The sequence below is a fragment of the Halobacillus shinanisalinarum genome, from assembly GCF_022919835.1.
GTDB classification, from domain to species: domain Bacteria; phylum Bacillota; class Bacilli; order Bacillales; family Halobacillaceae; genus Halobacillus_A; species Halobacillus_A shinanisalinarum.
This window is the reverse complement of the sequence record NZ_CP095074.1, coordinates 3,005,662-3,020,822: the sequence shown is the minus strand read 5'-3', so window position 1 is coordinate 3,020,822 and position 15,161 is coordinate 3,005,662. Positions and strand designations below refer to the sequence as shown.

Annotated in this window: 11 protein-coding genes and 2 pseudogenes; all 13 read right to left on the bottom strand. The window is 40.9% G+C overall.

Annotation, left to right across the window (positions count from 1 at the left end):
- Window positions 1-470: 470 nt before the first annotated feature.
- Window positions 471-1,403 (bottom strand): glutarate dioxygenase GlaH, encoded by a 933-nt coding sequence (gene glaH, locus MUO14_RS15215; RefSeq protein WP_396265631.1) that lies wholly within the window; start codon window positions 1,401-1,403, stop codon window positions 471-473.
- Between the two features lie 270 nt (window positions 1,404-1,673).
- Window positions 1,674-2,872: pseudogene (gene lhgO, locus MUO14_RS15210) on the bottom strand (L-2-hydroxyglutarate oxidase).
- Entirely contained in the window at window positions 2,872-3,213 is a 342-nt protein-coding gene (locus MUO14_RS15205; protein ID WP_244751471.1) for a DUF3870 domain-containing protein, read from the bottom strand. The pseudogene lhgO and the gene MUO14_RS15205 overlap by 1 nt, the downstream one beginning before the upstream one ends.
- Before the next feature lie 556 nt (window positions 3,214-3,769).
- Window positions 3,770-5,248, bottom strand: coding sequence for an aldehyde dehydrogenase family protein (locus tag MUO14_RS15200; RefSeq protein ID WP_244751470.1), 1,479 nt, complete (start codon window positions 5,246-5,248; stop codon window positions 3,770-3,772).
- 151 nt (window positions 5,249-5,399) lie between these two features.
- Window positions 5,400-6,383, bottom strand: a complete 984-nt coding sequence (locus MUO14_RS15195) for a thiamine pyrophosphate-dependent enzyme (RefSeq protein ID WP_244751469.1) — start codon at window positions 6,381-6,383, stop codon at window positions 5,400-5,402.
- Window positions 6,383-7,069, bottom strand: coding sequence for a thiamine pyrophosphate-binding protein (locus tag MUO14_RS15190; protein ID WP_244751468.1), 687 nt, complete (start codon window positions 7,067-7,069; stop codon window positions 6,383-6,385). Before MUO14_RS15190 ends, MUO14_RS15195 begins: the two co-directional genes overlap by 1 nt.
- A gap of 170 nt (window positions 7,070-7,239) precedes the next feature.
- Window positions 7,240-8,667, bottom strand: a complete 1,428-nt coding sequence (locus tag MUO14_RS15185) for an amino acid permease (protein ID WP_244751467.1) — start codon at window positions 8,665-8,667, stop codon at window positions 7,240-7,242.
- Window positions 8,668-8,958: 291 nt separating this feature from the next.
- Window positions 8,959-9,915 (bottom strand): Glu/Leu/Phe/Val family dehydrogenase, encoded by a 957-nt coding sequence (locus MUO14_RS15180; protein ID WP_244751466.1) that lies wholly within the window; start codon window positions 9,913-9,915, stop codon window positions 8,959-8,961.
- A 168-nt stretch (window positions 9,916-10,083) separates the two neighbouring features.
- A pseudogene (locus MUO14_RS15175) lies at window positions 10,084-11,582 on the bottom strand (sodium:solute symporter family protein).
- Window positions 11,579-11,779, bottom strand: coding sequence for a DUF3311 domain-containing protein (locus MUO14_RS15170; protein WP_244751465.1), 201 nt, complete (start codon window positions 11,777-11,779; stop codon window positions 11,579-11,581). Before MUO14_RS15170 ends, MUO14_RS15175 begins: the two are co-directional and overlap by 4 nt.
- Before the next feature lie 245 nt (window positions 11,780-12,024).
- Entirely contained in the window at window positions 12,025-13,083 is a 1,059-nt protein-coding gene (locus tag MUO14_RS15165; RefSeq protein ID WP_244751464.1) for an aromatic ring-hydroxylating oxygenase subunit alpha, read from the bottom strand.
- Between the two features lie 218 nt (window positions 13,084-13,301).
- Complete coding sequence (locus MUO14_RS15160; protein ID WP_244751463.1) at window positions 13,302-13,556, bottom strand: ferredoxin; 255 nt, start codon at window positions 13,554-13,556, stop codon at window positions 13,302-13,304.
- A gap of 336 nt (window positions 13,557-13,892) precedes the next feature.
- Window positions 13,893-14,927 carry an NAD(P)/FAD-dependent oxidoreductase gene (locus MUO14_RS15155; protein WP_244751462.1) on the bottom strand — a complete coding sequence of 345 codons (1,035 nt, stop codon included), beginning with the start codon at window positions 14,925-14,927 and terminating at the stop codon, window positions 13,893-13,895.
- Window positions 14,928-15,161 lie beyond the last annotated feature (234 nt).

The window sequence follows — 15,161 nt, the reverse complement described above, 5'->3', positions numbered from 1 at the left end:
TGTCTGATCCCTTATTGTAGGACAATTTCTTTATTAGATTTGAAATCTAGAATATGTTCTGTTTCTTCTTGCACCATAACAGGATATTTCCTTCTAAATAATCTAGCTGCTATATAATAAAAAATAGCAGCTAGTATCGTTGAGACATTAAAGCTTAAATCTGAAAAGAACATGAAACCAATGAAGGTTGCCATTATATAAACTGTTATAGCTACAATGTTAATCCCTCTAAAATATTGATACTTCCTTTTTGCAGAGAAAAGCCAATTATAGTAGGGGAATCCTTAAGGGAAACCCCACACATATAACTGGCTCTGATCTATGAACTGCCCTATCTTTTCGATAGGTCAATTAGGCTTAACAGTTAGTAAAACCTATTATTTAAGGTTTCTTTCCTAAATCAAAATAAACTAAACAGCTTATTAAGAATTGGTATTTAAAAGAAGTTTCTTAGTTGAAAAGGAAACTACTTACTGTTTAAACCTTCCCCGTTGTCGAAGGAGTTCACGGTCAAGCTCCTCATTTTTTTCAAACGCTGCTCTGCCGTGCAACCAAAATAAGTTATTTACCATTACAAGGTGACCTACAGGAAGATCTAATTCTACTACATGTTTATCTTCTTCCATCGAGTTAGATAAATCACGCAAATACTTAGCTTCCTCAATCGAAGCTGGATTGGCAAATTGATCGATGAAACAAATACATGGTTCGTTATTGTGATGAAAGAAGGTTTTCCTTTTAACATCCTGATTCACGTTTTTACTTGCCGGTGCTTTATACGTAATCTCTTTGCTGGCAAAAGGGTGATTATAAAACTTGTCTAATTCCTCCCAATCATCTAAATGCAACAATCGGGATTCTCCACCCACGGCGTTTCTTTCTTGCATTTTCATCATTAAGAGCCAGTCAGTTGATTCGTCAACGAATGTTCCGTCCGTGTGAAAAGTAAACAATCGGTATGCCTGACGAAGGTATGAATCACTTTCATCAGTATGTTTTACCTTGAACCGGGCGTAGTATTTCCCTGACATTGCATCAAAGTTGCATTCTCCAATCAAATGCGTTAATGCAGTGGAGAACAGAACATATTGATCCGTGTCTGTTATGTCTTCATCGAGTCCAATGGTAAAACCACCCGTTTGACGATCTTGTAAAATACTTTGCACTGTTTTTGTGAAGGCTTCGCCGAGTGTTTCCTGCAATGCATTTGATACAATAAATCGCGTATATGGAATATATTCGAGCTCTTGTACCCCGATATTTTTTATTTTTTCAAAAAAGGCTTCAAATGCCGTCTTTTCAATCGTAATATGATACATTCGATCACTTTGGGGATGAATAGCGATTTTGTAATGCTTCGTTTTTTGAGTAAAGTCGAGTACTTCTTTTTCCGTAATACTCATGTTCATTCCTCCTAAATTAATGGTTTTTCAAATTTCATACAAAAAGCCAGCCTTAACCTACCAATTTTAATGGTAAGAAAGGCTGGCTCTAACAGACGGTACGGCTTCCTTTGATCAAGAAAGGCCACGTCCTATTAAACAGCATTATAGTTGTAGAATTATATGATCATGATAATTCGTGCGCTTACGAAATGAAAAGGATAAACTCCCTAACGAGGTAAGCGTTATCTTTACTATACAAAATAAATATATAATTGTCAAAATATTTTCTTAAATTGCATAGGAGTTTTTTTCTTCCATTTTGCGAAACACTTCTTCTCCAATTTGCAAAGCACTAGTTGCTGCTGGAGAAGGAGCATTGCACACATGAAAACTGCGTTTCCCTGCAATGATATAAAAGTCATCGACCAAGGTACCATCTGAACGCATGGCCTGAGCTCGCACTCCTGCAGGTGCTGGTTCAACATCGTCCTCGGTAAGAGATGGGATCAATTCTTGTAATCCCCTGACAAATGCTTTTTTACTAAAGGAACGTTTCATCTCCCCCATTCCCTCCTTCATATAAGAAGAAGCCAATCGCCAAAACCCTGAGGAGCCAAGTACCTGGGATAAGTCTTTTATGCTCCAATCCTTTTTTGTGTAACCTTCTCGCTTAAATCCGAGAACAGCGTTTGGTCCAGCCTCTACACTGCCATCAATCATACGAGTGAAATGAACACCTAAAAACGGAAAATCCGGATTTGGAACAGGATATATGAGGTCTTGTACAAGATGTTTAGAAGCTTCTTTTAGCTGATAGTATTCTCCTCGGAAAGGTACAATTTGCATATCCAAATGATAACCAGTCAGCTCAGCAATCCGATCACTATGCAATCCTGCACAGTTGATCATCTTTTTCCCGCGTATCGTTTGCTGACTGGTCTCGATCGTTACCACATCTTGTTCATCAATACGCTTGACCTCTGCATTTAAATAAAGATCGGCTCCTTTTTCTTTGATCAGAAGTGCAAGTGTTTCACTCACTCCTTTGTAATCCACAATACCTGTAGACGGTACTTCTATAGCTGCAGCCCCTTCACGTACGGTTCCCGTTGTAAAAGAGCCTCCTGCTCTAACCAATGAACCGTTAATCCGTTATCCTGTCCACGTTCATATAATTTTTGTAAAGCAGGCAGTTGTTCTTCCCTGGTTGCTACGATTACCTTGCCACACTGATCATAGGCGATGCCGTGCTCTTCGCAAAACGTAATCATTGACTCATTACCGGCTTTGGCAAATCGGGCTTTGTAACTCCCGGGCTTATAGTAAATACCAGAATGAATCACCCCGCTATTATGTCCTGTTTGATGGGTGGCTACCTGTTTTTCTTTATCTAAAATTGCGATGGATGCTTCCGGACGGTGTTTTTGAATCGAATAAGCGACGGCTAGACCTACGATTCCTGCCCCGACGATCACGTAATCATACATTAGACCTTCACTCCATGTGTGCGTTCTTTTCTTACAACCTCATATTGGGTGTATAAATCTTTTAAGGCTACAATAATTGCTTTTTTAGCTTTACCAAAATAATTTTGCTCAATCGCGTTGACCGGATCCTGAACACCGTTAAGTAAACTGTAGCCTTGTAAGAGGTGATGAATAAAATCTCGCCCATGCTCGGTGACCAGTGTGCATGAACATTGTAAAATCACTCCGTATTGACGGTCTAATTCTGCTGTAACTGTTAATGTGTGAAACATACTCTGTGCAGCCATCCCCTCCGGGAGTCGAGCATGGCCGGCAATAAAGATAATATTTCCATTATGCATAATTAGTCTCCTTATCGATTTAGTATAAAAACCTCTTTTAAAACTCCACATTAACTCTGATTAGGTAACTCTTCCATGATGTCTACATCTTGTTAAAGAGTACTTATAAATTTGTGTTCTCATGAAAACCCTCCTTAATTGCTTTTGTTATTTCTTTATTTGCAAAAATAAAATGCCAGTTAAGCACACATGGGTTTATGTCCATGTGTGCTTAACTGGCTTTTTATCTAGGATATCGCTCTATTGTCTCTCAATAGAGTCTACTAGATTTGACAGTTTTATTTTGAAATAATGCCTTTCTTCACTGATCTGGAAAGGGGATGCCTAACCAGAAGTAAGATAGGTAATTTTTAGAATATTACGCAAATTTATTATATCAATCGTGTATGATAAAAGTCAATACAATTTTTTTATCCCTTTATTGAGGGATATAGGAGGGGCTTGAATTCTTGCTATCTTAGTTATTATAGTCTTTCTCCCTGAAGGTGGGCTTTCCAAATTTTTAAAACCTTAAAAAAACCGGCCAACCAGTGGCCGGATGTTCATCTGCACTTGTTTACCCTTCTTCAAACCAATGAAGGGGTTTTGGTGCCAAATTCATATTTATTTGTTTCGTTTCTTGATATTCGTCCAAGCCGTATGTGCCCAAGCTTCTGCCGATACCGCTTTGTTTGTAACCACCCCACGGCGCTTGCACGTTTGTCAGGTGATAGGCATTCACCCATGTGATGCCGGCACGCACTCTTTTAATAACGCGCAAGGCTTTATTTTGATCATTGGAAAATACAGCACCAGCCAAGCCAAAGTCAGTATCATTGGCGTCCTTGATCGCGTCATCTTCGTCTTTGAACTTTTGTACAGTTACTACTGGGCCGAATATTTCCTCTCGTACGATTCGCATGCAGTTGGTAACGTCTATGAAAATGGTGGGTTCTAGGAAGAAGCCTTTTTCCAGCTCGCCCCATTTAATTTGGCTGCCGCCAAGTGCAAGATTTGCCCCTTCCTCTATTCCGATTTTCACGTATTCTAGTATGCTTTCAAGATGCTTTCGGCTGACGATCGCCCCCATTTCTGCTTTTTCGTCGTTCCCGGGACCAACTTTGATTGCCTTTGCCCTTTCAACATATCTTTCCACAAACTTATCGTAGATTCCTTCTTGAACAAGGATTCTGCTTCCTGAAGAACAAACTTGCCCCGCGCCTAAAAAAATGCCATATAAAGCATAATCAACCGCTGTTTCTAGATCGGCATCGTCAAAGATGATGTTCGGAGATTTCCCTCCCAGCTCTAGTGAGACTTTTTTCATGTTGCCTGTTGCAGCTGTCATAATATGGCGCCCAACCCCTGTACTGCCGGTGAAAGAAACGATATCCACGTCTTCACTCTCTGCTATTGTTTGGCCAACGACCGAGCCTGAGCCCAGCAACAGGTTGGCTGCTCCTTTCGGCAAATCGGTTTCATCTATAAGCTCAAATAGTTTTACCGCTGTTATAGGAGTGATTTCAGCCGGCTTCAAGATAATTGAATTTCCTGCGGCGAGTGCAGGTGCAATCTTCCATACACTCATTAATAACGGAAAGTTCCAGGGTACGATCAACCCGGCTGTTCCTATAGGTTCCTTAACGATCAGTGTTTGCATATCATCAGAATATTCATATGTTTGGCCGTCCGGCATGTTCAGCAGTCCCGCATAATAACGGAAACTATTGATTGCTTCTTGAGCATCAGACTCGGCTTCTCGTTTAGTTTTTCCGTTATTTTGCACTTCCAGTTCAGCAAGCTCGTTTAAATGCTCTTCCATTTTTTCCGCAATTTGCAGGAGAACTCTTGCTCTCTCTTGCGGCGGTAAATAGGACCATACGCCGCTTTCAAAAGTACGCTTTGCTGCTTTTATTGCTTCTTCTGTTTCTTCTTTGGTAGCTTTTGGTGCTATGGCAATGACTTCCTGTGTGGCAGGGTTAATAATATCGAATGTCTCGTTGCTGCTTGATTCTACCCAATCGCCGTTCATATACATGTTCAATTTTTTTGACATAATATTGGTTCCTCCCCAGTTTCACAGCTAGGTATTGCGAGTTTTCGAAGCCAGCTTCCCTATTCATTACAATCCAATTAATTTACTATTTCCAGCTGACTTCGATGTTCATGTAATCATCTTTTTAAAAAATCGAGCGTGTTCCGCGTAATTAGGACTTCTTAGGGCGGAATGAATCAATATATTCGTCGGATTCCTCATAATTCATCGGTTCTAAAGCATCCACATCAACTACAACCATAGATGGCTTTCGGCTTGCTAGAGCCGTTTCCAAACATTGTTTGAACTCATCCACAGAGCTTGCCCTTTCAGTTTCAAACCCCATAGACTTTGCCATCATAACGAAATCGGGATTTTTCAAATCAACGGACGTGCGTCTGCCATAAGCGGCTTCTTGTAAGTATCTTAAAATGCCGTAGCCGCCATCATCGAATAAAACAACCGTGATAGGTGCATCCTCCTGGATAGCGGTAATCATCTCACCGGCGTTCACCATGAATCCCCCGTCACCAGCGATCAGAACTACAGGGTTCTCTTCCTGGCCGATCTGCGCCCCGATAGCCATCGGCAAGCCTTGACCGATTCCTCCCCCGGTCGCATAAATGGAGGTATTGGGTTCGTAAATATCGATCAGTTTATTTCCCCACGTGTAGCTCGGTATCGTCACATCCCTTACCAGAATGGTATCCGCCGGCATGAGCTCACGCATAGCATCAGCGATTTCACAATATGGACCGATGTTGCTGCGAAGGTCATCCCGGACTTTTTTACGTACGGACTCCACTTCATCCACATATGCCGGATCTGGAGAAATATTCTTATCAGACAAGAAGTTGTTCAGCTTTTGTAAAATTGCCCTAGCATCCCCAACCAACCCGTATAGCGTATCAAAATTACGGTTAAATGCATGCGGATCCGCATCTATATTGATATGATTTTCAGGCGTCGGCAGCGTCCAATCGTATGTTTCCTCGCCTCGAAAGCGGACCCCGATGCTAATGAGTAAATCTGACTTCCTCAATAGATCCTCGACTTGAGGGGTAGCTGCAAAATTACCGATACATAATGGATGATTTTCAGGAATGGAGCCTTTGCCTGATTCACTGGTGATGACGGCCGGCTGAATCAAGTCCACTAACTGTTTGAGCTCCTCGGAAGCCCCGAAGCGATGACTCCTTTTCCTGCCCAGATGACAGGCCTTTTCGCTTCCTGGATTTTTTTCACCACATCATCTGGAATCTCTACACTACTTTCTGCTTCGCCTGTTCTTGCTTCCACCAATTGGTTATACGGGATCACTTCAGTTTGGAAATTAGTAGGAATGGAAACCGTTACAGGTCCTGTCGGAGTAGTGCGTGCTTCTTTAATCGCTTTGCGGAGAAACGGTGTGATTTGTTTCGGCCGCTTTAACAAATAGGCATGTTTATTTGCACCGTCCATCATTTTCAATTGATCTTTGCACTCATGAATATAACGCTGATCCGTCCCTATATAATGAGAATCGGCTTCTCCGGTAATATGGAGAAGCGGAGTACCGGAATTCCAGGTTTCTGTTAGGGAACCTGCTGCATTTCCGGCTCCGGCACCCGTACTTGTCATGACGACTCCCAGCTTACCAGTAGCGCGTGCATATGCATCTGCCATATTGACCGCACCGCTTTCTCCACGGGCTGTAACTAAGCGGATATTCCCATCCCGCAAGATCGCATCATATATCGGCATGTTATGGATACTGACAATGCCATAAACTACTTCGACCCCCGACTGTAAAAGTTCTTTCACTAGCGCATCTGACACAGTAAACTCTATTTGACTAGTCATTGTAATCCTCCCAAGATTTCAAGTTTTCTTTCATTTTCTTTTTAAATCAAAATTATCCGGGTTCAAGTAGAAAAAGATACTTTGTAGTAGTTGCCGTACCATGTGTTTCTGTTGTTAAAAGTTTGTTATCATCGTGAAGGCAAATTGGCTCTTTCATAATTCATTTCTATCTAACTAGTTTGTTTATCGGACTGTTCTTTTGTTAAGATAGGTGCGTTTGCCTTCCTTCTGGTATATCTAAAATAGTAGAAAAGATAACAAGCAGCAACGAAGCTGAACCCCCAATATAGTGACGTACGCTGTGTCGGGTCAAAAGCGGTAAATACGAAAATACCTACACACATTACGAGGCAGAGAATTGGCACAAAAGGGAAGAAAGGCACTCTAAACTTTAGATCCTCCACCTTTCCGCCTCCTCTGATATACTGCTTGCGAAATCTGTATTGTGCGAAGGCAATCGACATCCAAGTCAGCACTCCTCCAACTCCGCTAATAGCAAGTAACACTACAAATAATGTTTCCTCTGCTACCACACTAGTAAGTAAAGAAAGCAACGCAAAGGCAAGAGTAACAAGTAATGCGTTCATAGGTACACCGCGCCGATTGATTTTTCCAAATACAGCTGGGGCCATTCCGCTTTGCGAAAGAGAAAAAAGAATTCTTGTACAGGCATACAGCCCCGTGTTCCCTACTGAAAGAACTGCAGTCAAGATAACGAAATTCATAATATCAGCTGCATAAGGAATACCTATCATTTCAAATACGGTCACAAATGGGCTTTCGAGCACTCCTGCTTCTTGCCACGGGACGATAGCGGATAAGACAAAAGTTGCCAGAACATAGAAAAGCAAAATACGGATAACGATGGTCCGAATCGCTCTTGGAATACTTTTTTCAGGATTTTCTGTCTCACCTGCCGCGACCCCCATAATTTCGGAACCCTGGAATGCATACACCACCGTCATCATTGATATAAACACACCCGTGAATCCTGTAGGAAATAATCCGTCACTGACAAAGTTGGTCAGAAAAGGAGCGGAATGCCCTTCCATAGAAATTAACCCAAATACTGCTGCCCCACCAATAACAACAAACAGGATCACGGTAAGCACTTTAATTACTGAGAACCAATATTCCGTCTCGGCAAAGCTTCTCGTTGCCAGAGCATTTATGGTGAACAGGAGCAAAGCGAAAAATGTACACCACACCCATACCGGTGTATCCGGAAACCATCTAGCCATGAGTAAACCAGCCGCTATAAACTCTAATCCCACGTAAAGAGCCCAGCTCATCCAGTAAACCCAACCGATTGTAAATCCAGTTGCAGGACCAATATACTTCTCTGCATGGGCCTGAAATGAACCAGATACTGGCATCACTACCGATAATTCTCCTAGACAAACCATTACCAGGTACATTAGTAAACCACCGACCAAATAGGCAGCAATCGCCCCCACTGGTCCTGCTTCACTGATCGCATATCCTGATCCCATGAATAGTCCCGTTCCAATTACTCCACCTATGGACAGCATAAATAAATGTCTGCTTTTCATCGCACGCTGCAATTTTTTCGGTTGGCCCTCTGGTTCTGTTTGCATGAAATCTCCCCCCAGCTCTAAATTTTAGAACGCGCCTTTAGTAAGCGGTTTCAGAAATTGATATTATTCACGGTTAATGGGAAGCCGCTTCCTGGGATGGTTCTGCATATTCTAATAAATCACTAATGGTCGGTTCGAATATTTCATAAGCTACATCCCTTTGATATTTGTTTTGCTTTTTAGATTCCATAAACAAATGATGCGTATTTTTTCGGCATAGTTTTTCAATATCATCAATTACAGCTTGAGGATTGGGGGCTACCAGTCCAAAAATAACAGCATCATAAAACCTTATCGCCCCAGGTTAGTAACAAAATCATTGACAATATCAATTCCCCTTTGTCTAATCATTTCGTCTCCTTCAGTGGAGATCGGGATATTCGCTGCTTCCACAATTAAATTTGCTTTTACGATATCAGCATTAGACTTGTTAATGACATCCTCTAACGCAGATGGAATTAAAATGTCGCAGTCCACATCGAGCCATTCTGTGTTGGGCCTTACCGTATAGTGCGATTCAAAATAGGCTTGATCCATCTCTCCGTACATATTTTTATGATCAATCATTTTCTGAACATCCAATCCTTCTTCACACGTTACTAAAAGATTTGCATCCGAAATTCCAACGACTTTATAGCCTAAATGAGACATTTTCAATGCGCAGCTCGCTCCTACACAACCGAATCCCTGGATCACAACTTTTGCTCCTTCTTGTCCTTTTTTAAACTTCCAGGCCTCATCTGCCGAAAATGCCGCACCATACCCTGTTACTACATCATTTAAAAGCAACCCGTCCATTCTAGTCGCCAATAGTTCATCAAAATGCTTTATCCCTTGCAGGACTTCGGAATCTTGTTTCATGGATTTTGTCATAGGGATATCAATACCAAACTCATTAAATATTTTGAGTACATCTTCATATTTAGTACCTAAATCACTACCTAAAGATACTCCGATATCGATATAGGGCATCATAGCGATTAGAAATCTTCTTAATACGGAGTATGCATCTGGCGCTTTGTAATCATAAGCAATCCCCGCTTTGCACCCTCCGGTCGTTCCGCACTCGCAGGCTACATATTTATAAGCCATCGCCTCGGCTAGCCTTTCGACCTCTTCTTTTGTTACGGACGGATGCATTCTCGTACCGCCGCCCGTATAGCCTTTCACGAAATTATGAACAACCAGCCAGCCTTTTGCATCTGTTTCTGTATCATTCCACTCTACAACTAAATAGGGTTTTAACATAACGAAACCTCCTAAAGATCTTTTTATTAAAACAGTTATTACTGCTCAATGGGAATTAATGTCTAACGATCCTTGAGACTAAACCTCTCAAGATGTCTGTTTTTAATTTTGTTATTAAAAGAAATAGAAAATCATCAGGGTCAAACTTTCAGCTATTACCTTACTTTATTATGCTTTCTTTTGGTGGGGTGTCGTTGTCTGACTTTCCAAGGTTTGTTGATGATTGCTGTTCTTTTTCACACTCTTATTAATAAATAGGCTTACCACATACGTAAGCACAAAGTTAATGCCCAAAATGATTAATCCCATATCAATATCCTTAATATAGGAAGGCAGCTCAGGAAATAATGTAGCCAAGGTTGTTTCAGTAACAGTTGTATAGGCGACAATGATCACACCAATAGCCATTCCTGTTAAGGCTCCTATGCTGTTTACCGGATTCTTCTTCATTAAACTGAAAAATAAAGCAGGGAATAGCTGCACGATAATACTGTATGCTGCGATGTAGATGAGCCCAATCAATTTGGATTCATTTAAAGCAAAAAATATAGCTACGATTACGAGCACAGGAACCATCAAACGGCTCAACCTGCGAATCTGGGCATCAGTTGTCTGTGGCTTCCAAACTTTATAGATATTTTTAGTTAAAAGTGTGGCTGATGATACAAGCACGATTGAACTAGGGATAAGCGCCGCCAATGCACCTGCACCGCCTATTACACCAATAAACCAGGGGTCGAATGAAGCTTGGGAAAGCTTGAATAAAGACATATCTGCGTCCTCTAAACCTGGTACTTGTAAAATAGCAGAAAAGCCTATAATGATGGAAAATACGATGATTAGCTGATATAAAGGCATGATTGCTGCATTCCACCGTAATGCCTTGGCACTCCTTGATGAAAATATACCGCTCTGCATATGAGGAAACAAGTAAAAGGCTAAAGCCAGCATGATAGTTGTGGATATAAACCAAGTAATGCTCAGCCCTTCATCCGGGAAAAGCAGCATCTCCGGTTTCGCGCTTTCGATAGCTTGGAACATTGACTGAAACCCGCCGTAGTAATGGTAAGGGAAATAAAAACCCATAAAGATTATAACGCCCAGGGTTAAAATATCTTTAAAAACTGCGGTCCATGCCGATCCATGCATACCTGAAACCATTACATACACAGTGACTATAATCCCGCTAATGACTACAGCAAGTCCTGGAGAAATGCCCCATAAGAAGATGCAGAAACAATGATCCCAAGACCGACAAATTGCATAACTAGGTAGGCGATTGAGGCGATTACTCCAATAACTGCCACTACAACGCCTAGAGTGGTACTGTTGTATTTCTTCTCATAAAAATCTGACTGTGATAATACATTGTTCTTCTTCGCGTATTTCCAAATCGGAGGAAGAAGCCAGTATGCTATGACGAAGTAGAAGCAATTAAACGCATAAACCGCCGGCATTCCCACTCCATACGCCATACCGCTTGCCCCTAAGAAGGTAAAAGTAGTAAACATTTCTCCCGCCAGCAGGAAAAAAACGATGACCGAACCAAAACTTCTACCACCCACAGCCCATTCTTCCATATTCATATCTCTACCTCTACGGGCCTGGACACCCAAATAACAGGCTAATGCTAAAATTCCGAATGTTATCCCTAAAGAGATATTCAAATTTCTTCTTCCTCCTTATTAGCGGGATCCAGGATATTCACCAAATATAAGAACACGGAAGTCAATACAACCCACGCCATCAGCCAGAACAATACAAAAGGCATCCCAAAGACGTAAGGCTCTGTTTTATTAATAACTACCAGGCTTCCTATAGCTGGTACCATACTGAACATATACAACCATACCTTCTTGCTCATTTAATACCCCCTCCTATGATAATTTTCTTTGAAACCATAGATAGATCCTCTTTAATTTTTTACATTTTGATTAGTGACTCCATTTTTTTCTAGATGTAACCTGTTCATAAACGATTGAATTCTGTCCTCTTGCTTTTTTTCATTCACACTATTATTCTTTTCACTTTCTATCGCTATCGGAAGCCATCGACAGATTTATTCAACGTTGGACTCCCTCAATAAAGAAGAGAGTCCAACCATTTTTATTACCTTCCAGCCGATAAATCATTATTGTCCATTTCTTCTTCATAACGTTGATGAAAATATTTTAAGGCATATTCCTGTGGAGAATAAATCCCTTGTTTGAATGCCTGTGTATCAAAACCTGTCTGCAATAATTCCACCAGCTCAAAATCTTCTTCCCTGACCTGATCAACAAATCGAATCAGTTCTTTCTGTTCTTCAGTCATTTCGTCTTTTTGGAAATAATAACTGTAAATAGCCAGGGATCGGTTTGGAGAAAGAGGGAGAATTTGACTTGTTGTCATATTCCCATCTTTCCCCGGGTAAATGCTGATCATCAAATTAGGCCATACCCAATAAAATTTAGCATGTTCTTCACTTGTTTCATTCGTCAGCTTGGAATACTGACATGTATAGCCGTCATGCAGATCAATATGATAGTTCTTCATATCAAAAGTCTTTGAAAACTCCGGATGGGCAAGCTTACAATGATCACACTCTAAGTAGTTGTCGATCACTGCTTTCCAGTTTGCTTCAATGACTCTTTCCGTTACGCGGATTTTTTTTAATGAATCCAGGAAAGTGTATTTCTCTAAGTCTTTCACCAGTTCTTCACGGATTTCCGTCATCGGTTTTGCCTCAGGGTTTAAGTTTACAAAAATCATAGACTTATATACTTCCAGCTGCACAGGTGTCATACAGCTGTGATTACCTAAATCGTTTGTGTTGAAATTTGGCGCCTTGTTTAATTTGCCATCCAGTTTAAACGTCCAGCCATGATAGGAACACATAAAGATTTTCTTATTTCCCTGTTCATTTCTTTCTACTTTCGTTCCCCGGTGAGGACAAATGTTGTAAAAAGCATTCAGCTCATTATTTTTATCCCTGCTGATCATTAAGGGCTGTCCGGCAATCTCAAAAGTAAAGAAGTCCCCAACTTTCTCTACCTGACTCGTATGTCCGGATAAAACCCAGCTATTCAAAAAGATCTTTTCCTTTTCTTCCGCAAATGTTTGAGGATCTATATACGTTTTGTATGGAAGCGTGTAGTCGAAGGCCTCCATTGTTTCCGTTTTATTCATCTCGGCTTCTCCCCTCTGTTTTTAAAAGTTTTCAATTGGAGTCATCTTCTTTCAGCCATACATTGCAATTCGCAACAAGATGTATGGCTGAATATTTATAACATTCCAGTGCACCAAACAGGGTTTATATAAGTTGATGGCGGTTTCATTTGAACTCAGTGAGTTTATATAAACTCACCCATTCTTTTTTTTACTAACAAGACTTGGATCACCAATACCTAAACAGTCTGTCCCTTCTTAGCGTGCTTTGCAAAAGGCTGTTCTGCCAACATGATCGAATCTGTCGGACATTCTTCACACGCATCTTCTAAGTTATCAGCAAGATCTTCGGGAACTTCAACTGCTCCTTCGTTTCTATCCAATAGGCTGAAAGAAATCCCCTCTTCGTCATAAGCGAAGATATCCGGAGCAATTTCACCGCAAGCTCCGCAGCTTATGCAAGTTTCCTGATCCACTTTTGTATAGAAAGCCATGAACATCACCTCTTAAATTAGTTAATCAAAGCTCTTTCTTTTCTTTGAACCTCTTCGACATTCATTTTAACTGTTTTTTCACCTTTGTTTCGTTCAACGCGTTTTCTCCCCTCTGTCTTAAAAGCTTTTAATTTGAATAATCTTCTTTCCCCTATACACTGCAATTTTAATGCCAACATGTATGGATGCGTATTTACAACATTCCAGCTAATAAAACGGCGTCATACACAGATCCAAAACGAGTTCATTTAAACTCATAGAGTGTATTGAAACTCATTTTTGGATTTCTATTTCCGACCAATCCTTGGAACTCACGGAAATCCCTTTTTTAATTCATTAGTTAATCAAAGCTCTTTGTTTTTTCTTATTAGTTTCTTTACCTCCCATGACGCTCGTGCTGTGAAGCGGCTGAACTCTTGCCGTTGGATCAATATAAACTTTTGCATTGCCGACAGCGATAGGGGCTTCACCGAACCCGGTAGCAATCAATTTCACCTTTCCTTCATACGTGCAAATGTCCCCGACCGCATAAATGCCTTCTATGTTCGTTTCCATTTTCGAATTGACAAGGATGGAGTTTTTATAGATATCGAGTTCCCAGTCTTTGATTGGTCCAAGAGAAGCTATAAATCCGTAATTTACAAGAACATCATCGACCTCTAGCTCCACTGTCTTTTCACCTTTTGCCTCGCGGATAACTACCTTCTCCACTCTCTCACTTCCGATCAATTCTACAGGTACGTACGGTGTCAGCTTTTCCACCGTAGATTGATTCAGCATCTCAACACTGTGCTCATGAGCGCGAAACTTATCTCGTCTGTGAACAATGATGACTTTTTTTGCGATAGGTTCAAGCATCATCGCCCAATCAACTGCTGAATCCCCGCCGCCAAAAACAACCACTCTCTTACCTGTAAACTGGTTCAGGTTTTGTACGGAATAATGCAGATTCGTCTTTTCGAACATCTTTTCTTTTTCCATTTTGAGCTTGCGCGGCTGAAATGCTCCGTTGCCAGCCGTAATGATAATTGTTTTAGAATAATGGGTCTTCTGATTCGTCATGAGCTTAAATATTCCGTCCTCCTCTTTTTCCACACTTTCAACCATCTCTTCAAGACATGTCTGCACTTCAAATTGGTTCATTTGCTCTATTAAATTGCTGACAAGTTCCTGGGCCTTCACTTTTGGAAGCCCGGCGATATCATATATATTTTTTTCCGGATAAAGTGCTGATAACTGTCCTCCTAATTGCGGAAGGCTTTCAATGACCTTCACGGATGCCTGGCGCATGCCCGCATAAAAGGCAGTAAACAAGCCAGCGGGGCCTCCACCAATGATTGTAATATCCACTATATCTCTATTTTCTTTCATACTACTCTCCTCCTTTGATCCCGAAACGAAACAGAAAAAATTGTTTTACAATTCTAAAAATTTCCTCTAATATAAACTGCAATAAACTTTATTTTTTAAAACAACTATCCGCTTCTTTCTCAATTTCAGGTGAACTTCTACTATCATTACTTGCAATAACCGTGCCAAAAAAAAAGCGCGAAAAATACCGCACTGATTTTGCAGGAACCGATTTATGAGCACGCATACACTCAA

Bases quoted from the DNA above. Each gene is read 5' to 3' on its own strand.
- glaH (WP_396265631.1), bottom strand. From the start codon at position 1,403: ATGAGTATTACGGAAAAAGAAGTACTCGACTTTACTCAAAAAACGAAG.
- MUO14_RS15190 (WP_244751468.1), bottom strand. From the start codon at position 7,069: ATGACTAGTCAAATAGAGTTTACTGTGTCAGATGCGCTAGTGAAAGAA.
- MUO14_RS15205 (WP_244751471.1), bottom strand. From the start codon at position 3,213: ATGCATAATGGAAATATTATCTTTATTGCCGGCCATGCTCGACTCCCG.
- MUO14_RS15200 (WP_244751470.1), bottom strand. From the start codon at position 5,248: ATGTCAAAAAAATTGAACATGTATATGAACGGCGATTGGGTAGAATCA.
- MUO14_RS15165 (WP_244751464.1), bottom strand. From the start codon at position 13,083: ATGAATAAAACGGAAACAATGGAGGCCTTCGACTACACGCTTCCATAC.
- MUO14_RS15160 (WP_244751463.1), bottom strand. From the start codon at position 13,556: ATGGCTTTCTATACAAAAGTGGATCAGGAAACTTGCATAAGCTGCGGA.
- MUO14_RS15155 (WP_244751462.1), bottom strand. From the start codon at position 14,927: ATGAAAGAAAATAGAGATATAGTGGATATTACAATCATTGGTGGAGGC.
- MUO14_RS15185 (WP_244751467.1), bottom strand. From the start codon at position 8,667: ATGCAAACAGAACCAGAGGGCCAACCGAAAAAATTGCAGCGTGCGATG.
- MUO14_RS15170 (WP_244751465.1), bottom strand. From the start codon at position 11,779: ATGAGCAAGAAGGTATGGTTGTATATGTTCAGTATGGTACCAGCTATA.
- MUO14_RS15180 (WP_244751466.1), bottom strand. From the start codon at position 9,915: ATGTTAAAACCCTATTTAGTTGTAGAGTGGAATGATACAGAAACAGAT.